Origin of the sequence: Tenacibaculum discolor, assembly GCF_003664185.1 — a bacterium.
Lineage (GTDB): Bacteria > Bacteroidota > Bacteroidia > Flavobacteriales > Flavobacteriaceae > Polaribacter > Polaribacter discolor.
This window is the reverse complement of the sequence record NZ_RCCS01000010.1, coordinates 121,571-146,452: the sequence shown is the minus strand read 5'-3', so window position 1 is coordinate 146,452 and position 24,882 is coordinate 121,571. Positions and strand designations below refer to the sequence as shown.

The window sequence follows — 24,882 nt, the reverse complement described above, 5'->3', positions numbered from 1 at the left end:
AAATATTCTCTCGCGAAGAATAGACACAAACCTTGAGTGTCTTTAAATTGTTCAAGGGTTTTATCAAATTTAAATTACTTAAAATGAAAAAATCAATTTTAAACTTAGGTAAAGCTTTAAATAAAGCTGATCAAAAACAAATTAATGGAGGTCGTATGTTTACCTGTGATGAATTCTGTAGTGCTTCGCCACAAGCACAACAACTTCAAATTGACCTCTATGGTTATGATGCTTTTCAAATGTGCCCTTGTTAATATCAAACATTTTTAACTATGAAAAAATTAATCTTAAATTTAGGTAAAACTTTAAACAAAGCTGAACAACAAAAAATTAATGGAGGGTATGGTATTCCCGTAGGCGATTCAGATGGTGAGTGCGATCAAGAATCACAATCTAGAATTAGGTGTTATAATAATAGTAATTGCGATATGGATGCTATATGTAATAACCAAGGTTACTGCGAATGTGCCATCTAAAAACAAAATAATATGAAAAAATCAATATTAAATTTAGGAAAAGCTCTTAATAAAACTGAGCAACAACAAATTAGTGGAGGAAAGGTAATTGGCTTTCCTTGCTCAAGCTACTTTTTTTGCGCTTTAGATTGTGAAGAAGGAGATGCTTGTGCTGTACCAAATGGTATGGGAGGTGCCAATAGAGGTATTATAAAAAACGGACAATGTTGCCCCGCTTAACCCTTTAAATAAATAATTATGAAAAAATCAATTTTAAACCTTGGTAAAGGTCTAAGTAAAATAGATCAGAAAACAATTAACGGTGGAGGAAATGAATCATGTCCTCCAATTAACTGCTACTATGGTAATAGTGACACAGAGTTATTTGGTGGTGCTGTTTATTGTGGGAGTTGTAGTGACTATAACAACCTTCCTTCTAGCTGTCAAAACAGAGTTAGAGTTGGGTATTATTGTTTTGGTGTATAATTTTAAAAAAATAAAAATGAAAAAATCAATTTTAAACTTAGGTAAAGCTTTAAGTAACATAGAGCTAAAACAAATTAAAGGAAGTATTGGTTTTGGTGAATTTGGATGTAAAACCGACTTAGACTGTGATACAGCCAGACTAAGATGTTGTTATGGAATTTGCCTAACCTTTGACTCTCAATACGATAAAACATGTAATCTTCTTTAAAAAATGAAAAAATCAATCTTAAACTTAGGTAAAAACTTAAGCAAAACAGAACAACAGAGTATTAATGGAAGTATTAACGAGTATGGAGAATGTAAAGAGAAATACAGTTTCTTTTGTGGAGTAGAAAATCACGTCTGCTGCAATTATATGTGTGTACTTCCAACTCATGCCGCCTGTAATTCCTAAAAACAAAAAGCAATAGAGGGAAAGTTTTTTCCCTCTATTTTAATCCCTAAATATGCCAAACAATACCCAAGACATAGAAATTCGTAGTGAAGAAGTTCAAGAAATTTTAACCCATGTTCCTAATTGGATGATTCGTTGGGGCAACACCTTGCTTCTTGGACTAATTATAATGTTATTATTCATTTCATGGTTTGTAAAATACCCTGATGTCATATCTACAGAGGTAATGGTTACTACCTCTACTCCACCTGAAAAAATTTATGCAAAATCAACAGGTCAATTTGAAACTTTTTTAACTAGTGAAGGTAAAGATGTTTCTGAAGGTGATGTTTTAGCTGTAATTGAAAACAGCGCTTCTTACAAAGATGTCTTACTACTAAAGAGTATTGTTGATACTATCGAAGTAAATCAACAAAAGTTCTTTTTCCCTGTTGATAAAGTTCCACCTTTAATTTTAGGCGACATAACTTCTAGCTACTCTCAATTTGAAAACGACTATTCTGAATATGTTTTAAACGAAAAATTAACTCCGTTTAAATCTGAGAACTTTGCAAATCAAATGTCTGTTATAGAAGCAAGAGGTAGACTACAGATTTTACTATCACAAAAAGAGCTAAACTTAAAAGAATTAGAGTTTAAAGAAAAGGACTTAGAACGCAGTAGAAAAATGTTTGGTCAAGGGGTTATTTCTGCTAAAGAAAAAGACCAAAAAGAAATAGAATATTTACAAGCTAAACGATCATATAAAACTCTAGAATCATCTATCTCACAAATAAGAGAGTTAATCAATAATTCTGCAAAAAACTTAGAAGGAACTTCTATTAAAAAAACACAACAAGATACCCGATTAAAAAAGAAAGCTATTCAATCTTTTTTATACTTAAAAAAAGCTATTAAAGATTGGGAAAAACAGTATGCGCTTACTTCTTCTATAAACGGAAAAGTATCTTTTCTTTCCTTTTGGAATAAAAACCAAACTGTTAATACGGGGGATCTAATATTCACCATTATTCCTAACAAAGGAAATTCATTTATCGGAAAAATAGAAGCTCCTGCAGCCAACTCTGGAAAGATAAAAAAAGGTCAGAAAGTTCAGATTAAACTATTAAACTACCCTTCTGATGAATTTGGTGAATTAAACGGAAAAGTAAAATCTATATCTCTTATACCTAATGAAAAAGGCAACTACCTCGTAGATGTAGAGTTGCCCCAAAATTTAGAAACCACATACAATAAAAAAATCCCCTTTAGGCAAGAAATGAAAGGTGCTGCAGATATAGTAACTGAAGATTTACGCTTGATAGAACGTTTTTTCTATCAACTTAAAAATATTATTAAATAAAAATTCTCTCGCGAAGAATAGACACAAACCTTGAGTGTCTTTAAATAGTTCAAGGGTTTTTATCAAATTTAAATTATTTTAAAATGAAAAAATCAATTTTAGACTTAGGTAAAGCTTTAAATAAAGCTGATCAAAAACAAGTTAATGGTGGAATCGGATCTGGTTCTTGTACTGGAAGTGGAAGTAGATGCTGTGTACAAACTCAATGGGGACAATTCTGTGATGCAGGAAGATGTACACAATATGGTTGCATTTGGTATTAATATCTAAAAATAAATTATGAAAAAATCAATTTTGAGCCTTGGTAAATCTTTAAATAAAACTGACCAAAAACAAATTAATGGAGGTATCGCTCGTGGCTGTACTCAAGACGGCGTAATGTGTTGTGAATCTACTTCATGGGGTAATTTATGTGCTCCTGGTAGATGTGATAGATTTGGTTGTATTTGGTATTAACATTAAAGTTTTAATCATGAAAAAATCAATCTTAAACTTAGGTAAAGTTTTAAATAAAACTGATCAAAAACAAATATCAGGTGGGTACCCCCAAATACCTGATGAAGAGAAATGTAAAGACTACTGTTTTTTTCAACGTTTTGATAGTGTCTTTTATTTAGACTGTTGCCCTACATAAAAATTAAACTAATATTTTATAGTACTCTCTACATTACAACTGATAGAGGGAACAAATCCCTCTATCTTTAGTTTTTAAATAAAAAAACCTTTCGCGAAGAATAGACACAAACCTTGAGTGTCTTTAAACGGTTCAAGGATTTTATCAAATTTTAAACTTTTTAAAATGAAAAAATCAATTTTAAATCTAGGAAAACCTCTTAATAAGCGTCAACAGAAAATTATTAACGGAGGTAATCAATCATGCCCACCAAGAGGATGCTATTACTCTGACGAACCACTCAACACACCTGCTACCCTTTGTGGCACCTGTCAAGATTACCATAACTTAACACAGGAGTGTCAAAATATGACGCTCGTTAATTATGACTGTTTTTCTTAATAATAAGAAAACAATGAACCATTCTATAAATATTTAATCTAAAAAAACAATAAAATGAAAAAATCAATTTTAAACTTAGGTAAAGTTTTAAATAAAACTAACCAAAAACAAATTAATGGAGGTTATATCCCTACTTTATACCAATTTTGCTGTACTAGAACACAAGGTTTTTGGCTAAGTAATTATCCTTTTTTAGGTAATGACCCTTATTATACATGTACTGAAGGTATTTGTAGTAACGGAGTTGAATTTTAATTGTTATGAAAAAGTCAATTTTAAACTTAGGGAAAAGTTTTAAATAAAACCAACCAAAAACAAATAAACGGTGGTAGCATACCAAGATGTTGTTTAGATTGGGATCCAATTAAACGTATTTATTGCAAATGGCAAAGTGGCTGTTTATAGACTTTTAACTAAAACTCAATGCAAAAAACAAACAACTAGACTTAACCTTCTAGTTGTTTGTTTCTAAAAAATTAATTAAATCTTATTTGAAAATGAAAAAATCAATCTTAAACCTAGGAAAAGCTTTGGATAAAAAAAAGCAAACAAAAATTACAGGAGGATACCCTCAAGAAGATTGCGAGTTCCCAAAGTATTCTTGTTTTAACATATTTGGTCAACAAACTTGTTGTGACCCCTTAAAGTAATATACATTAAATTAACTAAATTAAAACTACCTTAACATTAAGGTAGTTTTTTTCTTTTATCTTTTTTCTAATATTAAAAACCACTAAATTAGCGAGCTTGCTAAAAATGTAATTTTGGCAGTTTAATTTGTTATTTAATATAAAAGTAGAAGAATTATGAGTCCGAATGATGACAGAAAAATTAGAGAAAAACTACAACAAAAAACTTGGAACGAGATAAAAACAAATGACTCTTGGGCAATATTTAAAATTATGTCTGAATTTGTTGAGGGTTATGAAAAGCTAAGCAAGATTGGTCCTTGTGTATCAATTTTTGGATCAGCACGTACAAAAACCGATGATCCTCACTATAAATTAGCAGAAGAAGTAGCTTTTAAATTAACACAAAGTGGTTTTGGAGTAATTACTGGCGGTGGTCCTGGTATTATGGAAGCTGGTAATAAAGGAGCTCACAGAGGAAAAGGTACCTCAGTAGGTTTAAATATAGACCTCCCTTTTGAACAACACGACAATCCATGGATTGATAGAGATAAAAACTTGAACTTTGATTATTTCTTTGTTCGTAAAGTAATGTTTGTAAAATACTCTCAAGGGTTTGTTGTAATGCCTGGTGGTTTTGGCACAATGGATGAGCTTTTTGAAGCAATTACCTTAATTCAAACTAACAAAATTGGTCGCTTTCCTATTGTCCTAATTGGTAGAAAGTTTTGGGCTGGTTTATTAGACTGGATTAAGAATACCTTAATTGAAGAAGGTAACATTAGTGAAAAAGATTTAAACTTATTTAGAGTTGTTGATACTGCTGATGAAGCTGTTGAACACTTTAATAAATTCTATGCTAAATATCAGCTAAAGCCAAACTTCTAAAAATATTTATCTTTAAAGCTCATTGGAATTCCAATGAGCTTTTTTATTTTCACAAGGTTTTTTAAATATTTTTATAACCCTACTTAAAACAAACCTTAAAATAATATTGAAACAGAAAACGCTACTCTTATTATGTACTATTATCTTGTATTGCTTTAAAATAGTAGCACAAGAAAACTCTGTTGAAATAAAAGCTAAATTAGATATAGATAAAGATGTAATTCATATTCTACAAAAAACAACCTTCTACAATCATACTTCTTCTAATTTAGATTATTTTTTTTTGCATAATTGGGCAAATAGTTATAAAAACGATGATACTCCCCTAGCTAAACGCTTTATTGAAGACTATAGGAAAACTTTTCATTTTTCAAAAGATAAAGATCGAGGCTACAGTAAAATAAGAAACTTAACAGTTAACTTTAAACAAGTTTCATTCAAAGAGCTAAAGAATCAACAAGACATTATTAAAGTATCTCTTAATAAGCCTTTAAAACCAAAAGATAGTTTAATACTCCGTACCTCATATTCTGTAAAGGTACCAAATGCAAAATATACGGGATATGGAAAAACAAAAACAGGGTATCATTTACGTTTCTGGTACATAACTCCAGCTGTATATGATAAAAAGTGGCAGTTAATGAGTAACTTAAATTTAGATGATTTATACGAAGAACTATCTAATTACTCAATTTCTATAGATATACCTAAGAATTATCATATAGAAAGTAACTTATATCAGTATAAAACTGAAAATGATAATTATACCAACTACTATTTAGTTGGAGCAAAAAAAAAGGATATTATACTTCATATTGATACAGTAAGAACTTTTAAATCTTTTAAGATAAAAAATAAAGAGATAAAAACAGATGCTTACCTAAGAAAAATATCTAATAACGAAACCAACAAAATTATAAATAGACAAATACAATTTATAGAAGACTTTATTGGCAAACACCCACACCCTGAAATCCTTGTAGATTCACGTACCATAAACAAAAACTCTCTACATGAAATTTATGGTCTTCCTAGTTGGTTAAAACCTTTTCCTAAAAACTTTAGATGGGAAACAGGATTTTTTAAAGCACTTACTCAAAAGTATTTCGATGATATAATTATTCAAAAACCGAGAAAAGATTATTGGTTAACCGATGGATTACAAACTTATTTAATGATGGAGTATGTAAAAAAATACTATCCAGAAGTTACTTTTCTAGGTAAATACTCCAAGTATTGGCCTATAAAAACCTATAACATTGCCAAATTTAAACAGAACGATAAGTATCCTCTTGTTTATCAATTTAGTTCTCGTAAATTTTATGATCAACCTTTAACAACCTCTAGTGACTCTCTTTCTAACTTTAACAGAAAAGTAGTAAGTAAGTATAAAGCAGGCTTAGGAATTAAGTATTTACATGACTTTGTTGGTGACAGTATTTTAAAAGAAACTGTAAAAGAATTTTATATTAAAAATCAATTAACGCCTTCAAGCAGTAAATCCTTTGCTGAGATTCTTCAAAAGAAAACTTCAAAAGATTTACAATGGTTTTTTGGTGATTATCTTACTACAGATAAAAAAATTGACTACAAAATAAAAAAGGTATCCTACTCCAAAAACAAAGATTCTCTGTTTGTCACCATCAAAAACAAAAGAGATTTTACAGCTCCCGTAGCACTTTATGGTATTCAAAAGAAAAAAATAAAACTTAAAACTTGGGTTACCAATGTAGATTCTACCAAAACAATCAAAATTAAAAGAGGCAACTTTAATAAACTAGCTTTAAATTACGAAAACAACTACCCTGAATTTAATTCCCTTAACAATTTTAGAAATGTAAATAATAGCATTATAAGCAAACCTATTCAATTTCGTTTTTTTAAAGATTTTGAAAATCCCTATTACAATCAATTGTTCTATTACCCAGATATTAAATATAATTTATATGATGGTTTAATACTTGGAGTAAACATAAATAACAGATCACTAGTTAGTCATAATTTTCAATTTAGCTTAACCCCTAACTATGGTCTTAAAAGTAGAAATTTAACCGGATCTTTTTCTGTAGGGTACAATCATTTTTTAAGAGACTCTAAGGTTTATAAAATACGGTATGGAATTTCAGGAAGTAACTTTCATTACGCACCTGAATTAGGATACAATACTTTAAGCCCATTTATTAATTTTCAATTCAGAAGAAATACGCTCCGTGATATTGGTTCTAAATTCTTAATAGCCCGTATGGTTAGTGTTGATAAAGAAGTTGCTCCTAACAACACTCAAAGTGACCAAGACAAGTATAATATTTTTAACCTACGCTATATCAACAACAAATTTGATGCTATACACAGAATTAGATATGCTGCTAACCTTGAGATAAACTCTAATTTTAGTAAAATATCTACTGATTTTCGTTATAGAAAGTTTTTTACCGCTAATGAAAGTTTTGAAGTTCGTTTTTTTGGTGGACTCTTTTTATTTAATAAAACAGAAGGAAATTACTTTAGCTTTGGATTAAACCGTGGTAACGATTATTTATTTGAACAAAACTTATTTGGACGCTCAGAAAATGAAGGCTTCTTCAGTCAGCAATTCGTAGTAGGGCAAGGAGGCTTCAAATCTAAATTTAAAGAACCTTACTTTGCTAATCAGCTTATAACATCTATTAACACTAGTGTAAGCGTATGGAAGTGGGCTGAAATTTATAATGACGTTGCTATGCTGAAAAACAAAAATACTTCTCCTAAGTTTTTCTATGAAAATGGTATTCGATTAAACTTCCTTCCCGAAATATTTGAATTTTATCTTCCCATTTACACCAACGAAGGTTTTGAAATTAACAAGAGAGCCTATCCTTCAAAAATTAGATTCATCATTACAACAGATATTGATAGAATTTATAACTTTATTAGAAGAGGTATATTATAGATACTTCAATAATATTTGATTTTTTCTCGTTTTTTTGAAAAATATTCAATGAAAATAGAAATTTTTAAATTTCGACTAAAAAACCTATCTTTGTAACCATACCTAAATTAGATGATTATGACGCAAAATACCGAAATAGCTAATACTCAACAGCTTTCTTTTCAAGATTTTAAAAATGAAGTTTTAAAGGACTATAGAATTGCTCGTATTAGTCGAGAATGTAGTTTATTAGGAAGAAGAGAAGTTTTAACAGGTAAAGCTAAGTTTGGAATTTTTGGAGATGGTAAAGAAATACCTCAATTAGCTATGGCTAAAGCTTTTCAAAATGGAGACTTCAGATCAGGTTATTATCGTGATCAAACATTTATGATGGCTATTGGAGAATTAACTCCACAACAATTTTTTGCAGGTTTATATGCTCATACTGATATTAATGTTGAGCCTATGTCTGCTGGTCGTCAAATGGGAGGACATTTTGCAACGCATTCTATAGATGAAAACGGTAACTGGAAAAACTTAACAGCTCAAAAAAATTCATCAGCAGATATTTCTCCTACAGCAGGTCAAATGCCTCGTTTGTTAGGATTAGCACAAGCATCTAAAATTTACAGAAATGTTGAAGGTTTAGAAAAACACACTAATTTTTCAATCAATGGTAACGAAGTTGCTTGGGGTACTATTGGTAATGCTAGTACTAGTGAAGGGTTGTTCTTTGAAACAATTAATGCTGCTGGTGTTCTACAAGTTCCAATGATAATGAATGTTTGGGATGATGAGTACGGAATTTCAGTACATGCACGTCACCAAACAACTAAAGAAAGTATTTCTGAAATCTTAAAAGGATTCCAACGTGAAAATGAAAGTAACGGATATGAGATTTTCGTAGTGAATGGTTGGGATTATGTTCAGTTAATTGACACTTACAATAAAGCTTCTCAAATCGCAAGAGAACAACATATCCCTGTATTAATTCATGTAAAAGAATTAACACAACCTCAAGGGCATTCAACTTCAGGTTCACATGAACGTTACAAATCAAAAGAACGCTTACAATGGGAGCAAGAGTTTGATTGTATTGCCCAAATGCGTAAGTGGATTTTAGAATTTGAATTAGAAAATGAAGATGGAGAAACTTTAAAGTTTATTGATTCTGAAGAAGATTTAATCAATATTGAAAAAGAAGCAAAAAAAGAAGTAAGCAAGGCAAAGCGTGATGCTTGGAGTGCTTATACAAATGAAATAAAAGCAGAAGTAGCTGAAGCTGTTTCTTTATTAGAAACCATTTCTCAAAAAAGCAATAATGGTTCTTTCATTACGAAATATAAAAATGATTTAGCCGCTATTTCTGAACCAATCAGAAAAGATATTTTAGTAGCTGCTCGTAAAACTTTACGTTATTTAAGAGATGAAGAATTTACTGAAAAAACAGCACTTAAAAACTTCATCAAAGCTTCAATTGACAAAGCTGCTGTAAAATATTCTGCACATTTATTAAGTGAAACTGAATTAGCAACTGAAAATATTGCTGCAGAAGCTCCAACTTATGCTGCAGAAAAAAATATTGTAGATGCACGTATTATTATGCGTGATAATTTTGATGCTATTTTAGCTAAACACCCAGAAGTATTAATTTTTGGTGAAGACGCTGGATATATTGGTGATGTAAACCAAGGATTGGAAGGCTTGCAAGAAAAATTTGGTGAGTTACGTGTTTCTGACACAGGAATTCGAGAAGCTACCATTTTAGGTCAAGGTATTGGAATGGCAATGCGTGGATTACGTCCTATCGCTGAAATTCAATATTTAGATTATTTATTATATGCTTTACAAATTATGAGTGACGATTTAGCAACGCTACGTTATCGTACTTTTGGAAAGCAAAAAGCTCCATTAATTATCCGTACCCGTGGACATCGTTTAGAAGGAATTTGGCATTCAGGTTCACCAATGGGTGGAATAATAAACAACGTAAGAGGAATTCATGTATTAGTTCCTCGTAACATGACGAAAGCTGCTGGTTTCTATAACACTTTATTAGAAGGTGACGATCCTGCTTTAGTAGTAGAGTGCTTAAACGGATATCGTTTAAAAGAAGAGTTACCAACAAACTTAGGAGACTTTAAAACTCCAATTGGTGTTGTTGAAACAATCAAAGAAGGAACTGACATTACAATTGTTTCTTACGGTTCTACCTTAAGAATTGTTGAAGAAGCTGCTAAAGATTTAGCGCAAGTAGGTATAGATGTAGAAATTGTAGATGCGCAAAGTTTATTACCTTTTGACTTGAATCATGATACTGTAAAATCGGTTGCAAAAACAAATCGTTTATTAGTTGTTGACGAAGATGTTCCTGGTGGAGCTTCAGCATATTTATTACAAGAAATTGTTGAGAATCAAAATGGTTACAAACATTTAGATAGCAAACCACAAACCTTAACTGCTAAAGCACATAGACCTGCTTATGGTACCGATGGAGATTATTTCTCTAAACCATCTGCAGAAGATGTTTTTGAAAAAGTATACGAAATCATGAACGAAGCAAACCCTGCTAAATTTAAGAGTTTGTATTAGTAACTATTCTTCAAATAGATAAAAAAACGATTTTAGAAAATTCTAAAATCGTTTTTTTACTCGTGTTTTATATGATTATTCGGCAGTTTTTTCTGCAACTTCCTCAGTTGCTATTGCTGCTTCCTGAGCATCTAAAGGTTGATTTTTTGACTCGTAATCTTCTATTTTATTCTCTATAACTGTAATAAACTTAGAAGAAGATAAATCTGAATTATTTATAACATCTTTCAATGCCTTTATTCTTTCTGTCATTGTTGGTTGAGTATTTGCTATTCCTGCAAATTTAGCCGTTGCTATATCAACTTGATCATTTGTAATGTTAGAAGTTTTTACCCAACCTTCTTCAATATACTTTCCTTCAGATCTTTTTCCTTTAACCTTAATCCAATCTCCTTGAGTTTCAGTTACAGCAATGATATCCATAATGCTGTATTTTTTTTCTGTCTTAGTAAGTAAGTCTGGTCTTTTATAAACTACTGCTTCTTCTAACATAGCTCCCACTTTACCATTAACAGCTAAAAAGGTAGATCTAGTCCATCCTTCTTTTCCGTCAATCAACTTTACCTTGTAATACTCCTTCTTCGAAACAGAATCTATAGTTTCTTCTCCTGTTAAGGTTACTTTTTCACCTAAACTAATAGAGGTAATCCATTTCCCTTTGGCAGAAGCACTTTCTCTAATAGATAGTTTATCTAATAAACAAATTGCTGAAGCTGATTTTTCTTCTTTTTCACTAATAGATTCTTCAATTGTTGAAGTTCCTCCATTGTTTTTTGAATTTTTGTTGTCTTTACAACCTACACAGATAGTAGATACTAATGTAATAGCAATTAATACTTTTTTCATTTTTATAAATTTTTGTCGCAAATATATCATTTTATTAATTAACTTGATATGTTTTTTATATTGACACTACTACAGCTATAACTGAAATTAAAAACAAAAAGGCTGTTAAAGCGACTGGAAAAAAATAATGCTTCAGATCAACAATAGTAGCTTTACTCATATCCTTTTTATGTACATAAACCTTTATCGTTTCTCCTTCCATGCAATGCATTTTAAACATGTGCTTTTTAGCATCGCTATTCTCCGTTCGTTCATACAATTCACCTCTTACAGTATAATTATATGTTATTTTTGCAGTTGGTACTCTAGTTTTTATTCCTATAACTTCATACTTTACATCAACAACCTTTCCCTTAACTACTTCTCCAAACTTAAAAAGAAGGTAATTACGTAATGTATAAACAAATACTACAAGAGACAAAACGCTAGTTATAACTACAAATATCATATTGTTTATTTTTTTAATAACTTACTTCCTATAGCGCATTGTAAACAACATTTCTTTGCGCAATAATTATTTTTAAGCTCTAATAAAGCTTGAGATTCAAATGCATTATTTGCTTTAATTTTTAACTCCAAAAACTTACTTATAATCGAATTATTTTCTGGTTTCAACTGTTTTATTAATTGTAACAAACCTTCTTGATCAACCTCTCCTCTAGCCTGTTCATAAACAAACTTTAAAGGAATAATCGTATTAATAATCAACAAGTCAATAAATGACTTTGAAAGTCTTTTATCCGTTTTTTTAGATGCTGTTTCAAATGTATAATGCGTTTTCCAAAAGTCATTCACTTCACCTGTAAATAAATCATAAAAGCCCTCTACTTTGTTTACATCTATTAATCTTGAAAATAAGTTTTGATACTTGTTATATAAAGCTATTAATTGAGCTATTCTAATCGTAGGAAAGTTATTCGGCCGCATTCTAAAAAACTGAAATCTATGCTTAGCTATTGGTTCTAACCTATATTTATGCCTTATGTAAGCATATTCTTTTTGTAGTTGTAGATAATAAGCCTCCTCTAGTTCTTGCTCTAAGAATCCAGCTTGCCCAAACAATAAAGCTGATAATTGTTCTTCATTGAATCGAACTTTACGCAACACAGAAAAATCAAATGATTGTGCTAGCTGCAGAAATGCTTCTCCATTTACTTTTAATCCGAAGTTTTTAGCTAATAGCTGAAACAATACAGCCTCAAAGTTGTTATTGGATTTTTGCAATAATTCTTTTATTACAACCGATTTGTTTTCCAGTCGTTCAAAGTATAAACGTTCTAACCAGTTATTCAATATAAAAGAACTAGTTTCAGCTATTTGCTTTTCACATGGAATCCATCGCTGCTCTTTTAAAAACAGTTTTTTATAGTTTGCCAATACTTCTTTTTGAACAAAACTTTGTAATTCTACTGTCGGAATCGGGTGATTATTTTTCATAAACACATCAGAATCATGCTCCCATACAACATGTAAAATAACCGCATCGTAATTCACATCTTTTTCATGATGATGTGCATACCAATCTAATGATTTTATATGAATTTCTACATTTCCAACCCATAACTGCTCATCAATTTTTAATTTTGCATTTAGAAAATCAGGTCCTGAATTTGTATTATAACTTCCAGAATCTATAACCTCAACGATTTCTCTTTTTACTGATATTAAATTTGTACTGTTAAATAATTTGTATTGCCACAAAAAGTGTAAAAATTCTTCTTTCATATGCTTTCTTTTTCATTCTCAATGTACAAAATATTTCTATGACACTATCAATATTAATTATTCGAAGTATTTTTGGGCAACTTTTTATTCCTCTATTTTTGCTAAATAAGTTACTGTAGGGAAATCTACAAGGTAATTAAGTGAAGGAATATATTAATTTCAAGACAAATCTTGAAGTATTGTAACTCTCAAGTATTTGAGAACAAAAATTAAAACCACATGAATAGTATAGAAAATTTACAATGGCGATACGCTGTTAAAAAATTTGACGAACATAAATTTCTTTCAGAAGAACAAATCAATATTTTAAAAGAAGCTTTTAATTTAACTGCTACTTCTTATGGATTACAACCTGTAAAAATGGTTGTGGTTAAAAACAAAGATTTACAACAACAATTGGTAGCACATTCTTGGAATCAACACCAAGTTGCACAGGCTTCTCATTTATTGGTATTATGTACCCCTAAAGAACTTACTACTAAAGATGTTGAGAGCTATTTTAAATTAGTAAAAGACATTAGAAACACACCCGATGAAATTTTAAATCCGTTCAAAGAGTTTTTAACTAACGATATAGAAAGTAAATCTCCTGAAGTATTATTCCATTGGATGAAAAACCAAGCATATATTGCTTTAGGAAATCTAATGACTGTTGCTGCTAATGAAAAAATTGACAGTTGTCCTATGGAAGGTTTTGTTCCTGAAAAATATGATGAAATTTTAGAGTTAGATAAATACAACTTACAATCAGTTTTAGTATTACCTGTTGGTTTTAGAGCAGAAGATGACTACATGAAAGACTTAAAAAAAGTTCGTAGAAAAACCGAAGAAGTAGTTATTGAGCTTTCTTAGACAATGCTAATTATGAATTACGAATGATAATTTTAGTACATTCGTAATTCATAATTTAACTATATGCAACCATTACATATACTTCTCCTTATTTTAGCCTATTTTGGTGTATTAATTCTTATCTCATACATCACAGGTAAATCGGCAAATAATCAAACATTTTTTAAAGCAAACAACTCATCTCCATGGTATTTAGTTGCCTTTGGTATGATTGGAGCATCATTATCTGGAGTTACCTTTATTTCGGTTCCTGGCTGGGTTGAAGGTGACAAAATGAGTTACATGCAAATGGTTCTAGGGTATGTATTAGGTTATGCCGTAATTGGATTGGTGCTACTTCCACTATATTACCGATTAAATTTAACTTCAATTTACACCTATTTAGAAGGACGTTTTGGTAGATATTCGTATAAAACTGGGGCTTCTTTTTTCTTACTTTCAAGAACTATTGGTGCTGCCTTTCGCTTGTTTTTAGTGGCAAATGTATTACAGCTAATTTTGTTTGATGCTTATGGAATTCCGTTTTGGGTAACGGTAACAATTACCATTTTACTTATATGGCTATATACTTTTAAAGGAGGTATAAAAACTATTGTATGGACAGACACTTTACAAACGTTATTCATGTTAATTGCTGTTGGAGTTTGTATTGTAATGATAAAAGATGAAATGCAAATTGACAATTTGTTTTCATATGTAACAGACAATAGCTTATCTAAAACTTTCTTTTTTGACGATGTAAAAGCTGGTAACTATTTTTGGAAACAATTCTTTTCGGGTGCTTTTATCTCAATTGTAATGACAGGTTTAGATCAAGATATGATGCAAAAAAACTTGACCTGCCGCAATTTAAAAGATGCTCAAAAAAACATGTTTTGGTTTACCATTGTGCTAGTCATTGTTAACTTCTTCTTCTTAGCTTTAGGAATCTTGTTAACTGATTACGCTACAGCAAATGAACTAAACGCTCATAAAGACAACTTATTCCCTACTATAGCAATGAGTGGTGATTTAGGACTGGCTACTTCTCTATTCTTTTTACTTGGTTTAATTGCAGCTGCTTATTCTAGTGCAGATAGTGCTTTAACTTCGTTAACTACGTCCTTTAGTATTGATATTTTAGAAATTGATAAAAAAGATAATCAAGAAGAAAGGGAAAAGACACGAAAGAAAATCCATGTACTATTCTCTTTTATTTTAGTCGCTACCATCTTAATTTTTAAGTATTTTATTGCTAACGAGAGTGTAATTGCTAAAATATTTCAGTTTGCTGGTTATACTTACGGACCTTTGTTAGGCTTGTATGCCTTCGGATTATTTACCAAACTGAACGTTAAAGACAAATTGGTTCCTATCGTTTGTTTAATCGCTCCTGTATTAACGTATATTATCAGTTTTTACTGCAAAGAAAAGTTCGGATTTGATTTTGGATTCTTTGTATTGATATTAAACGGATTCTTAACTTTCTTGGGATTATTAGCTATTAAAACATCAAAAAATGTCTAAAAAAGGAAAAGCAAAAAATACCGTAAACAAAGCGAAGCATACACGCTTGATGAAACAAAAAGAAAATAAGCTTCGATTAGAAAAACAACGTACCAAAGAACGTTTAAAAGCCATTATTAAAAAAGTGAATGAACAAAAAGAAAATGACAGCACAACAGATAGTTAAAAAATTCAATCTAACAGAACATCCCGAAGGTGGTTTTTACAAAGAAACATACAGAAGTAACGGAATAATTAAAAATGAGCAATTAAGTTCTAATTTTATCGGTGATAGAAATTACAGTACTTGCATTTATTTTTTATTGACTTCTGAAAAATTCTCTGCTTTTCATAAAATCAATCAAGATGAAATTTGGCATTTTTATAAAGGAAGTACCTTAAAACTACATATGATTTCGCCTGAAGGAAGCTACTCTTTTGTTTTGATTGGAAATAATATAGAAAATGATGAACAACCACAGTTTGTGGTCCCTGCTGGTTATTGGTTTGCTGCTGAAGTTAGTAAAGAAAACTCATACGCTTTTACAGGTTGTACTGTTGCTCCTGGATTTGATTTTAAGGATTTTATTTTACCTAAAAGAGAAGAACTCACACAACTGTTTCCTCAACATAAAGAAATTATAAGTAAGCTGACACACTCTTAGTAATTTCAACTTTATTATCTATTGGTTAAATTAGTTAGTGATTACAAAATTCTAAAAAAATGATAAAAACCGATAGCGAAGTTTTCAATCACTATCGGTTTTTATTTTTACATAAACGCTATCTGTAAGCCCATCAATACAAATATTGCACCTGATACTTTGTTTAGTCTAACTCCTATTTTTTCGTTCTCTTTAATTTTAGTTGAAAATGATCCTGCAAATGATGTTAAAACTAAATACCAAACAGTAGTCATCGTTGCATAAATTACTCCCAAAACAATAAAAGGAACTGGATTTTCTATTTCTGTTGGACTTATAAACTGCGGAAAAAAAGCTATAAAGAATAATGCAACTTTCGGGTTTAATATATTTGTAACAAATCCTGATGTAAAACTACTTTTTGCTGAATCTTTCTTTTGTTCTTCATTTGTATCAGCTATTAATCCTTTTTTAGACATCACTTTTGCTACTCCTAAATAAATTAAATAAGCCGCTCCTAAGTACTTAATCAATGCAAAAAATATCGCTGACTTCGCTACCATAATAGACAAGCCTAATGCTCCAAATAAAGTATGCACTAAAGCCCCAGTATTTAGACCAAAGCTAGTATATATACCAGACCTTCGTCCTTGGCTAATTGACTTATTAATTAAAAAAACAGTTTCTATTCCTGGTGTTAACACAAAAAGAACAGTTGCTACTAAAAATGCGATAAAATTCTCAATTCCCATTTCCTTACTTTTTAAAAATGATTACAAAGTTTTTTTATGCAAAGCAACTACGGTTCTCTTTATTAAAAAATACTTATTTTTGACTGATTAATGCAAAAAACGCATTAAAATGACATTTCAACAGATTCGATATTTTTTAACGCTAGCTGAAGAGCTACATTTTTGGAAAACAGCAGAGAAAGTTTACACCTCTCAATCGTCATTGAGTAGGCAAATTCAGTCTTTAGAAGAAGAATTAGGTGTTACTTTATTTGAGCGAGATAAAAGAAATGTAAAACTTACAGAAGCTGGTGTATTCCTTAAGAAAAAATGGGACGTTTTATTAGACGAGTTTGATCGTACACATCAGCATGCTAAAAAAATTGACGATGGTTCTTCTGGGCTTGTTAGTATTGCCTACCCCGGTTCTATCTCTTATAACTATTTACCTGAGTTACTCAAAATATTTTCAGAAGAGAAACCTGATTTAAAAGTAGAACTTATGGAGCCTACTGATATTACTCTTGAAAAACTACTTTCTAGTTATCAAATAGATTTTGCTTTTAGCAGAAATGAAGTTTTAAATGCTTCTATTTTATCTGAAAGACTATATGCTGAACCTGTTTGTCTTGTAGTTCCAAAAGATCATTGGATAACGGAAGATTCTTTTATAGATTTAAGAGATGTAAAAGATGAAAAGTTTATTCTTTCAGGTTTACATCATACAACTTATTTTTCTTCGTTGTTACGCAATATTTTTAATACTTACGGTTTTGAACCCCAAACTCATATTGAATCTGATTTTGGTAGCATGATTTTAAATTTAATTGGTAGAGGTTTGGGTATTTCTATTTTACCTTACTCGTATCAGTTTTCTTTAAATACCAATCTTCGTTTTATCACACTACCAGAAAGTACCGAACTATACATTAATTGGCGTAAAAATGACAATAGAAAGATTATTAAAAACGTTATTGACTATTCGGTAAAACTAGGTAAAAACTATAACCAGAAATTCATATAGAATCAACCAACTTAAAATTGTTAAACCACATTTATATTGAGTGTTTATTTTTAAATAACTTTTTTTAATATAAATTGTAAGAAAGGGAAATATAATTCGTTATTAATACAATAAAATAACAATCCGATGAATAAAATAACAATTGTCATCTTTTTTCTAATAGGCTTAAGCACTACTTATGCCCAAGATTGGCAAACAGATTTTTTAAAAGCAAAAGAAATAGCTTCGCAAGAAAATAAACCTATCATCCTTGTTTTTCAAGGGTCAGATTGGTGCATTCCATGTATGAAGCTGAATAAAGAAGTTTGGAACACAAACACTTTTAAAAAGTATGCAAAAGAACATTATGTAATGTTACAAGCAGATTTTCCTAGAAAAAAGAAAAATAAATTATCTAAAGAACAACAGAACACCAATGCAAAACTGTTTGAAACTTATAACAAGAAAGGTTTCTTCCCTTTAGTTGTAGTATTAGATAAAGATGGAAAAGTATTGGGTGAAACAGGATATAAAAAAACAACTCCAGTATCATATATTGACGAATTAAATGCTTTCATTAAATAAAACAGTCTCTTTTCTTCTACTGTTTTTAGTAGTTACTAGTTATAATTACGGTCAACAAACATATCAACGTACTCTCAAACTAATGGGTAGTCGTTTTGACATTACAGTAGTTGCAAATGATTCGGCATTAGCAAACAAAAATATTGATATTGCCGTATCTGAAATTACAAGAATTGAAAAACTAATTTCTTCTTGGGATATTAACTCACAAACATCAAAAATTAACAAGAATGCAGGTATTAAACCTGTTGTCGTTGATTCAGAACTATTTAAACTTATTAAAAGAGCAATCTCTATCTCAAAATTAACCGATGGTGCTTTTGATATTAGTTATGCTTCAATGGACCGAATATGGAAGTTTGATGGTAGTATGACAAAAATGCCTCCTCCTAATAAGATAAGTGCTTCTGTAGCTAAAGTTGGTTTCCAAAATATTATACTAGACAAAAGTAAAAATACTGTCTTTTTAAAAGAAAAGGGAATGAAAATTGGCTTTGGTGCTATTGGAAAAGGATACGCTGCAGATAAAGCCAAAACATTGCTTATTTCTAAAGGTGTTTCTGCTGGTATTATCAATGCTTCAGGCGATATGAATACTTGGGGAAGTAAACCTGATGGTAAACCTTGGAAAGTTGCTATTACCAACCCTTTAAACAAGAACAAAGTATTTGCTCTTTTCCCTTTAATTAATAGTGCTGTAGTTACTTCTGGAAATTATGAAAAATTCGTAAATTTAAACGGAAAAAGATACACTCATATTATTGATCCCAGAACAGGGTATCCTTCTAGCGGAATTATTAGTGTTACTGTTTTTGCTCCTAAAGCAGAACTAGCAGACGCCTTAGCTACATCAATCTTTGTAATGGGGAAAAATGTTGGTATAAACAGAGTTAATCAATTACCAAAAGTTGAATGCATTATTATTGATGATAAAGGTGAAATTTCAACCTCAAAAAATATAACGATAGACAAAATATGAAAAAATTAATAGTTGCTAGTATAAGTATTTTCTTCTGCACAAGCTGTGTGGCTGTAAAAGAATACGAAAAAATAAACATCAACGATCCTGACATGGCACTTACGGAAAAAAAATGTGATCGCTATGTAACCACTATGCATTCATATAGAGAAGCAGCTTCTGGAGCTAATGGAGGTAAAACAGGAGGCGGTTGCGGCTGCAATTAATGTGTTAAATCTTTTAATAATTATAATTTGAAATATTTTTTATCAATAACTTTTTTGTTTACATCATTCTTTAGCTTCTCTCAACAAGCTAAAGACTCAGTTAAGGTGTACAAAAAACGTGTTTTAGAAACTACCGAAGTAGATTTTTTAACAAGCTATTATAGCCAAGATGGTGATAATGCTGCAGTAAGTGGAGGTGTTGGTACGGAGGAATTAACCGACATAACTGCTAACATTATTGTTTCTATTCCTTTAAATGATGATGATGTACTAACTTTAGACACAGGTATTTCTGCCTATACCTCAGCTTCTTCAAGTAATGTAAATCCTTTTGATAAAGGTACTGCTGACCCTTTTCAAGCATCTACAGGAGCCTCAAGTTCAGATTTATGGTTTAATTTTACAGGAAATTATAGCCATAGTTCTGATGACAGAAACCAAATTTGGGTAGCAAAAGCCTCGGTTTCTTCAGAGTTTGATTACTCTTCAATAGGTTTCGGTGGAAGTTACACGATACTTTTTAATGAAAAAAACACTGAACTTAGTATTAGTGCTAACATATACTTAGATACTTGGAAAACTATTTACCCTTATGAATTAAGACCTTTTTCTGATGGAGGTGATGGTATAAATGATGCGTTATTTATCCAAAATACAGTTACAGGAAACCCTAATTACAATCCTATTTTTAATGATTTTTCTGATAAAGGCAGGAACTCTTATTCCTTTGGGCTAGGTTTTTCTCAAATTTTACATAAAAACGTACAAGGTTCATTAGCTTTTGATCTTACTAAGCAAAGTGGCTTGCTTTCTACTCCTTTCCAAAGAGTGTATTTTAGTGATATAGACGATTCGTTTATTGACAACTTTCAATTAGCAGATGCTAACGAAAAACTACCAAACAATAGGCTTAAAATTGCCTTAGGTGGTAGACTAAATTGGTACTTGAACGAGTTACTTACAATTCGAACTTTTTATCGTTACTATTTTGACGATTGGGGAATTAACTCTCATACAGCAAGTATTGAAATTCCTGTAAAGATTACAGATAAGTTTACATTATACCCTTCATACCGATTTTATAACCAAACTGCGGCAGATTATTTTGCAGCTTACGAAAAACATTTGTCTACAAACAATTTTTATACCTCAGACTATGATCTTTCAAAATATTCTTCTAATCAATTTGGTTTTGGTGTTTCTTATACTGATATATTTTCAAAAGCACATATATGGAAGTTTGGACTAAAAAGCATTGATGTGAAGTTTTATAAATACGACAGAAATACAACTTTTAACTCAAGTTTAATTACGGCAGGTTTTAAGTTTATTATGGACTAATAAAATTCTCATAAAATAAACGCCTTGAATTATAATTCAAGGCGTTTATTTTTAACACAAAAGTTATATCCAATAAGAGTTTTAACCAAAACTCTATCTAAATCTTAAATCATAAGATATTCCTAAGGTGTATAGTAAAAAATATTCGCCGCGATCAAAACTTTTTTCTTCTCGTAAAATATTTACTGATGCTTTCCAAGCATGCTTTTTACTTTTAGATGTAAATGCATATTCACCACTAATTTTTTGTGTTTTTAAATCAAAAACAACCGTTTGCTCTGTATTTACAGGAAATCTGTCAATTTCTGGAGAGAATCCTGCCCCTACTGCAACGCCAAAATAGTTATCAGCGTCACTATAATATCTACGATAGGTTAGTGTAACGGATTTACTTGTACCATTATCATTAGGTGTAAAATAAGGTCTTAATGACCAGTAACTATTTCCTGTATACCAACCTACAGATCCTGTATAAATAGTTGTTGTTTCAGAAAATTTTAATCCTCTAAAACCTAAAGAAACTTCTAAGCCAAGTGGTAACGACTTATATAATTCTACTCCATAACGCACTTTAGGAAATAAACTAGAATTTGAAAAACCTGCACTCACGTACGCATATAAACCATCTGTTATTCTTGGGTATAAGTCTACTTCATATTGTAAATTATCTGTATCAAAACGTCTTGAGTAGTTTATTTTAGCTATAATACTACCATATTTTGTTTGTCTTGTATAATTAAGTGTGCTGTAGTGAGATGCATCTCTTTCATTTTTATTATATAAAACTGTTGAATAACTCAATCCAACGCTATTAAAACGCAATGTATTGATTAAGCTTTCTTTGTAAGAAATTGCATTAGAATTGTTAGCATCAATACTAATTATTTTATCTAGAGTTATTAAAGCTTCTTCTGGGTTTTGCAGTTTTTCTTCTGACTTTGCTTTTAGGTATAATAAATCTGTATCGTCTGGAAAATATGATAATGCTTTTTTCACCAAGTCATTTGCTTTATATGGCAGTAAAGCGTACAACTCGTTTTTAATTGTTGCTATCCAATCATTTTTCCTTTTTGGATCTTTTTTCAACACATATTCAAACTCTTTTCTAGCTTCTTTATAGTTTCCATCCCAAGAATAAGTACTTGCCAAAAAGGAACGCACATCTAAATAATTTGGATATTTTGTTAAAATAAATCGTAAGGTATCTTGAGCTTCCTTTCGTTGTTTATTAAAAGCTATTTTTCTCGCTTTTTCAAAAGCTACATCAGGGTCACCTTGAAATACTTTCTGTTGTGAAAAAACAGAGCATACAAACAAAGTTAACAGTATACAAAGGTGATACTTTATACTTTTTAGGATCATTCTTTTAATGCTTTTTCTAATTCTACATACTCTTTATTGTCTGGATATATTGTTAAGAGACTATCCATAATTTTTAATGCCTGATTTTTTTGTTTCAATCGTTGGTGTGCTTTTGCTAGCTTAAAACTTATGTCTGGATTTTTGACTTCATTTACATAAGCTTCTTTAGCTACAGCTATACTTTTACTTTCTTGACCAGACCACCAGTATAAATCTAACAAAGCAACATACGTATCATCATAAAACGGATGCCTTTCAACGGCATTCAACAAGAGTTTTTCTGCTTCTTTATATTCTCCATCCCAAGACAAAGTTCTAGCCTTTAAAATTCTTGCATCTGCATGATTTGGCATATTATTTAAGATGAAATCGCATAATAGTCTCGCTCCCGCCCTATCTCCATCAAAAGCCTTTGATCTTGCTATTAAAAACACCTCATCAAACGTTTTTCCTTCGGTTATTTCTCTTATACTTTTTTGTTCTTCTTGTGTAAATTGAATTTTGGTTTGCTTCTTTTCATAAATAACATCTGGATAAATTTTATCTTGCTGAGTTACATATTTATTGATTGCTTTAAACTCTTCAAAAGACTTTTTTACCTCGGTAAGTATTTTTCCATCATTAATTTTATGGGTATCGAAAGCTTCATCTATTTTATACAAATCTCCATCAGAAAGTAAATATTCTCCATCAATAAAATCTTTCAAACCTCCTTTGTAACGCATTAAGCCTATTTGATGAATATTTCTAAACCTTTTTGTAGTATCTAAACCTATTCCTACCCACGCAGTTTCTTTTAATGGTTCTAGCATATAGTTATTCGTTAAAAAGGAATAGAGACTCGGAACTACATCTAAATGAGAAGAAACAGATTTAAAGCGTTCCGCTTTTTTTAACATGGAACTATATATTAGCAACGGTACATGAAATCTACACAGTTTATCTTTTTGTTCTATCGGAATTAATCTGTGATCACCCGTAATCACAAAAATTGTATTATCAAAATCTGCTCTTTCTTTATAACTCTCCATAAAGTTTTTTAGAGAGTTGTCACTGTAAAGTAGTGTTGCATAAATATCTTTTTTATTTTCTATTTCTTTTTTAGAAACTCTAAAAGCCCGCGAAGTACTTAATATACTGTCTACTTTCTTTTTATAGGTCTCTTTCTCTGGAAACACAAAAGGTTCGTGATTACTAAGTGTTGCTATTACATCTAATCTAGGTTGCTTTTTATTTTTTATAGTGCTTAGTACTTTTTTAAACATTTCTGCATCTGAGTAGCCCCAAGAAAAACCATCTACTCCACCTGTTTTTACATATGATGGTCCATATTTATTTTCATCGACTATAAAATCAACGTTATTATATTCTAAAAAGTTAATGATTTTATCAAAGCTAGATTGGGTTCCTGTATAATACGATGTTGTATATCCGTTTGCTTTTAATATATTAAATAGCGATAGGTGTGATGGTGTTTTGGGTATTTCTAAAAAACCTGTATCTCCAAAAGGTAACGATCCAAGCAGTGAAGGTAGTACCCCAAAGGTTCGACCGGTGTTACTAACAAAATTCTCCCAATATAACGATTGTGTTATTAGGTTATCTAAATATGGAGTAAATCCGCTATATGAATTGCCATCTACAAACTCACTCCCTAATCCTTCCATTATAATTATAACTATATTAGGTTTTTGCAACTTTTTATTAAAAAAAGCTCCTAACACATCTTTTGTTTCTTCTGATGGTTTTAAAAAGGGATACTCTTTTATTTCTCCTGGTTGATAGCTGTATGTTTGTGCTTCGTCTAATTTAAATTTTAAAATATCTGTTGCTAAAAAACTTATTTTATTTTGATATTTAGCCTCATTAAATTCTAAACTAAAGAGCCTTAATAGTGCTGCAACTATTAGCAATCCTAGAGCTGTTTTTAGAAAAAGCTTTTCTGGTATTTTCTTTTTGAATAGGTATACAACTACTAAAAATAATAACGGAATTACTAGGAAAAGTAGATAGTTGACAACAGAAAACGATTCTGAAGATTCAATAGTTTTATAAATATCGTCATACGAATACCCTAAAAGATCTGCTCCTAAATTTAACAGAGTAGTTGTACTATATTTTACCAAAGAAAACTCTCCTATAACAAGAAGTACTCCTAGGGCTATGGCTGTTATTTCCGCTATTTTTTTATTTCCTAGCCCTACTAAATAATATATCGGCAAAAATAACACTCCTATTATTACAACTGTTATAAAAGCATGTAATAGCTTATACATAACAAGTTTTGTAACGTAAAATATTGTATGTGTTTCTTTAAAACTAGCAAAAACCTCTACTACACCCAGCAACCAAAACATTACTAATAATGCTGCAAGTACTTTTAAATATATTGATAGGCTTTTTTTCATAATTCA

At 30.5% G+C, this 24,882-nt stretch carries 30 protein-coding genes; 24 read left to right on the top strand and 6 right to left on the bottom strand.

The genetic code is table 11. The features are described from left to right. The first annotated feature begins 83 nt into the window (after positions 1-83). The 15 genes from C8N27_RS15985 (at position 84) to C8N27_RS14125 (ending at position 10,709) form a co-directional block, all read left to right on the top strand. On the top strand, positions 84-254 hold the full coding sequence (locus tag C8N27_RS15985) for a hypothetical protein (protein WP_167444764.1): 171 nt from the start codon (positions 84-86) through the stop codon (positions 252-254). Between the two features lie 18 nt (positions 255-272). After that, complete coding sequence (locus C8N27_RS14175; protein WP_121148306.1) at positions 273-476, top strand: hypothetical protein; 204 nt, start codon at positions 273-275, stop codon at positions 474-476. 12 nt (positions 477-488) lie between these two features. Further along, a complete protein-coding gene (locus tag C8N27_RS14170) occupies positions 489-695 on the top strand; it encodes a hypothetical protein (protein ID WP_121148303.1) in 207 nt (68 codons plus the stop codon). 18 nt (positions 696-713) lie between these two features. Then, the gene (locus tag C8N27_RS14165) at positions 714-941 is read left to right on the top strand and encodes a hypothetical protein (protein WP_099214051.1); all 228 of its coding nucleotides are present in this window, start codon (positions 714-716) and stop codon (positions 939-941) included. Positions 942-957: 16 nt separating this feature from the next. Then, on the top strand, positions 958-1,149 hold the full coding sequence (locus C8N27_RS14160) for a hypothetical protein (protein WP_099214050.1): 192 nt from the start codon (positions 958-960) through the stop codon (positions 1,147-1,149). A 3-nt stretch (positions 1,150-1,152) separates the two neighbouring features. Continuing rightward, positions 1,153-1,335: a hypothetical protein gene (locus C8N27_RS15810; RefSeq protein ID WP_141554021.1), complete on the top strand. Its 183-nt coding sequence runs from the start codon at positions 1,153-1,155 to the stop codon at positions 1,333-1,335. Positions 1,336-1,387: 52 nt separating this feature from the next. Next, positions 1,388-2,677 carry an HlyD family secretion protein gene (locus tag C8N27_RS14155; protein WP_099214049.1) on the top strand — a complete coding sequence of 430 codons (1,290 nt, stop codon included), beginning with the start codon at positions 1,388-1,390 and terminating at the stop codon, positions 2,675-2,677. A gap of 83 nt (positions 2,678-2,760) precedes the next feature. Then, positions 2,761-2,940: a hypothetical protein gene (locus C8N27_RS14150; protein ID WP_121148301.1), complete on the top strand. Its 180-nt coding sequence runs from the start codon at positions 2,761-2,763 to the stop codon at positions 2,938-2,940. Positions 2,941-2,971: 31 nt separating this feature from the next. Continuing rightward, the gene (locus tag C8N27_RS15980) at positions 2,972-3,133 is read left to right on the top strand and encodes a hypothetical protein (protein WP_167444763.1); all 162 of its coding nucleotides are present in this window, start codon (positions 2,972-2,974) and stop codon (positions 3,131-3,133) included. A gap of 16 nt (positions 3,134-3,149) precedes the next feature. Then, positions 3,150-3,311, top strand: coding sequence for a hypothetical protein (locus C8N27_RS15975; RefSeq protein WP_167444762.1), 162 nt, complete (start codon positions 3,150-3,152; stop codon positions 3,309-3,311). Between the two features lie 435 nt (positions 3,312-3,746). Next, positions 3,747-3,947 (top strand): hypothetical protein, encoded by a 201-nt coding sequence (locus tag C8N27_RS14140; RefSeq protein ID WP_121148296.1) that lies wholly within the window; start codon positions 3,747-3,749, stop codon positions 3,945-3,947. 242 nt (positions 3,948-4,189) lie between these two features. After that, positions 4,190-4,342 (top strand): hypothetical protein, encoded by a 153-nt coding sequence (locus C8N27_RS15970; RefSeq protein ID WP_164723463.1) that lies wholly within the window; start codon positions 4,190-4,192, stop codon positions 4,340-4,342. A 156-nt stretch (positions 4,343-4,498) separates the two neighbouring features. Continuing rightward, positions 4,499-5,209 carry an LOG family protein gene (locus C8N27_RS14135; RefSeq protein WP_099214047.1) on the top strand — a complete coding sequence of 237 codons (711 nt, stop codon included), beginning with the start codon at positions 4,499-4,501 and terminating at the stop codon, positions 5,207-5,209. A 106-nt stretch (positions 5,210-5,315) separates the two neighbouring features. Continuing rightward, the gene (locus C8N27_RS14130) at positions 5,316-8,138 is read left to right on the top strand and encodes a gluzincin family metallopeptidase (protein WP_121148293.1); all 2,823 of its coding nucleotides are present in this window, start codon (positions 5,316-5,318) and stop codon (positions 8,136-8,138) included. A 117-nt stretch (positions 8,139-8,255) separates the two neighbouring features. Further along, positions 8,256-10,709 carry an alpha-ketoacid dehydrogenase subunit alpha/beta gene (locus tag C8N27_RS14125; protein WP_121148291.1) on the top strand — a complete coding sequence of 818 codons (2,454 nt, stop codon included), beginning with the start codon at positions 8,256-8,258 and terminating at the stop codon, positions 10,707-10,709. Between the two features lie 75 nt (positions 10,710-10,784). On the opposite strand, the gene C8N27_RS14120 is transcribed toward C8N27_RS14125, so the two are convergent. The 3 genes from C8N27_RS14120 to C8N27_RS14110 are packed head-to-tail and all read right to left on the bottom strand — an operon-like array spanning position 10,785 to position 13,280. Further along, positions 10,785-11,555: an SH3 domain-containing protein gene (locus tag C8N27_RS14120; protein WP_167444761.1), complete on the bottom strand. Its 771-nt coding sequence runs from the start codon at positions 11,553-11,555 to the stop codon at positions 10,785-10,787. A gap of 55 nt (positions 11,556-11,610) precedes the next feature. Continuing rightward, a complete protein-coding gene (locus C8N27_RS14115; RefSeq protein ID WP_121148286.1) occupies positions 11,611-12,003 on the bottom strand; it encodes a DUF3592 domain-containing protein in 393 nt (130 codons plus the stop codon). 5 nt (positions 12,004-12,008) lie between these two features. Beyond that, on the bottom strand, positions 12,009-13,280 hold the full coding sequence (locus C8N27_RS14110; RefSeq protein WP_121148283.1) for a DUF2851 family protein: 1,272 nt from the start codon (positions 13,278-13,280) through the stop codon (positions 12,009-12,011). A gap of 219 nt (positions 13,281-13,499) precedes the next feature. On the opposite strand from C8N27_RS14110, the gene C8N27_RS14105 reads away from it, so the two are divergent. The 4 genes from C8N27_RS14105 (at position 13,500) to C8N27_RS14095 (ending at position 16,282) form a co-directional block, all read left to right on the top strand. Continuing rightward, positions 13,500-14,132, top strand: a complete 633-nt coding sequence (locus C8N27_RS14105) for an NAD(P)H-dependent oxidoreductase (RefSeq protein ID WP_099214044.1) — start codon at positions 13,500-13,502, stop codon at positions 14,130-14,132. A gap of 63 nt (positions 14,133-14,195) precedes the next feature. Beyond that, on the top strand, positions 14,196-15,638 hold the full coding sequence (locus tag C8N27_RS14100; protein ID WP_121148281.1) for a sodium:solute symporter: 1,443 nt from the start codon (positions 14,196-14,198) through the stop codon (positions 15,636-15,638). After that, complete coding sequence (locus C8N27_RS15965) at positions 15,631-15,804, top strand: hypothetical protein (protein ID WP_167444760.1); 174 nt, start codon at positions 15,631-15,633, stop codon at positions 15,802-15,804. Before C8N27_RS14100 ends, C8N27_RS15965 begins: the two co-directional genes overlap by 8 nt. Continuing rightward, positions 15,767-16,282, top strand: coding sequence for a cupin domain-containing protein (locus C8N27_RS14095; protein ID WP_244174758.1), 516 nt, complete (start codon positions 15,767-15,769; stop codon positions 16,280-16,282). The genes C8N27_RS15965 and C8N27_RS14095 overlap by 38 nt, the downstream gene beginning before the upstream one ends. Before the next feature lie 107 nt (positions 16,283-16,389). On the opposite strand, the gene C8N27_RS14090 is transcribed toward C8N27_RS14095, so the two are convergent. Then, a complete protein-coding gene (locus C8N27_RS14090; protein ID WP_121148276.1) occupies positions 16,390-17,013 on the bottom strand; it encodes a LysE family translocator in 624 nt (207 codons plus the stop codon). Positions 17,014-17,122: 109 nt separating this feature from the next. On the opposite strand from C8N27_RS14090, the gene C8N27_RS14085 reads away from it, so the two are divergent. From C8N27_RS14085 to C8N27_RS14065, 5 genes are all read left to right on the top strand, one after another. Then, a complete protein-coding gene (locus tag C8N27_RS14085; RefSeq protein ID WP_121148273.1) occupies positions 17,123-18,016 on the top strand; it encodes a LysR family transcriptional regulator in 894 nt (297 codons plus the stop codon). 126 nt (positions 18,017-18,142) lie between these two features. Then, positions 18,143-18,580: a thioredoxin family protein gene (locus tag C8N27_RS14080; RefSeq protein WP_121148271.1), complete on the top strand. Its 438-nt coding sequence runs from the start codon at positions 18,143-18,145 to the stop codon at positions 18,578-18,580. Beyond that, positions 18,564-19,559 (top strand): FAD:protein FMN transferase, encoded by a 996-nt coding sequence (locus tag C8N27_RS14075; protein ID WP_121148268.1) that lies wholly within the window; start codon positions 18,564-18,566, stop codon positions 19,557-19,559. The genes C8N27_RS14080 and C8N27_RS14075 overlap by 17 nt, the downstream gene beginning before the upstream one ends. Beyond that, positions 19,556-19,765, top strand: a complete 210-nt coding sequence (locus C8N27_RS14070; RefSeq protein ID WP_099214035.1) for a DUF4266 domain-containing protein — start codon at positions 19,556-19,558, stop codon at positions 19,763-19,765. The genes C8N27_RS14075 and C8N27_RS14070 overlap by 4 nt, the downstream gene beginning before the upstream one ends. Positions 19,766-19,792: 27 nt before the next feature. Beyond that, positions 19,793-21,106 (top strand): DUF3570 domain-containing protein, encoded by a 1,314-nt coding sequence (locus tag C8N27_RS14065; protein WP_394342570.1) that lies wholly within the window; start codon positions 19,793-19,795, stop codon positions 21,104-21,106. Positions 21,107-21,199: 93 nt separating this feature from the next. Here C8N27_RS14065 and C8N27_RS14060 read toward each other — a convergent pair whose 3' ends face one another. Then, complete coding sequence (locus tag C8N27_RS14060) at positions 21,200-22,468, bottom strand: YaiO family outer membrane beta-barrel protein (protein ID WP_121148264.1); 1,269 nt, start codon at positions 22,466-22,468, stop codon at positions 21,200-21,202. Further along, positions 22,465-24,876, bottom strand: coding sequence for an alkaline phosphatase family protein (locus tag C8N27_RS14055; protein WP_121148261.1), 2,412 nt, complete (start codon positions 24,874-24,876; stop codon positions 22,465-22,467). The genes C8N27_RS14060 and C8N27_RS14055 overlap by 4 nt, the downstream gene beginning before the upstream one ends. Positions 24,877-24,882 lie beyond the last annotated feature (6 nt).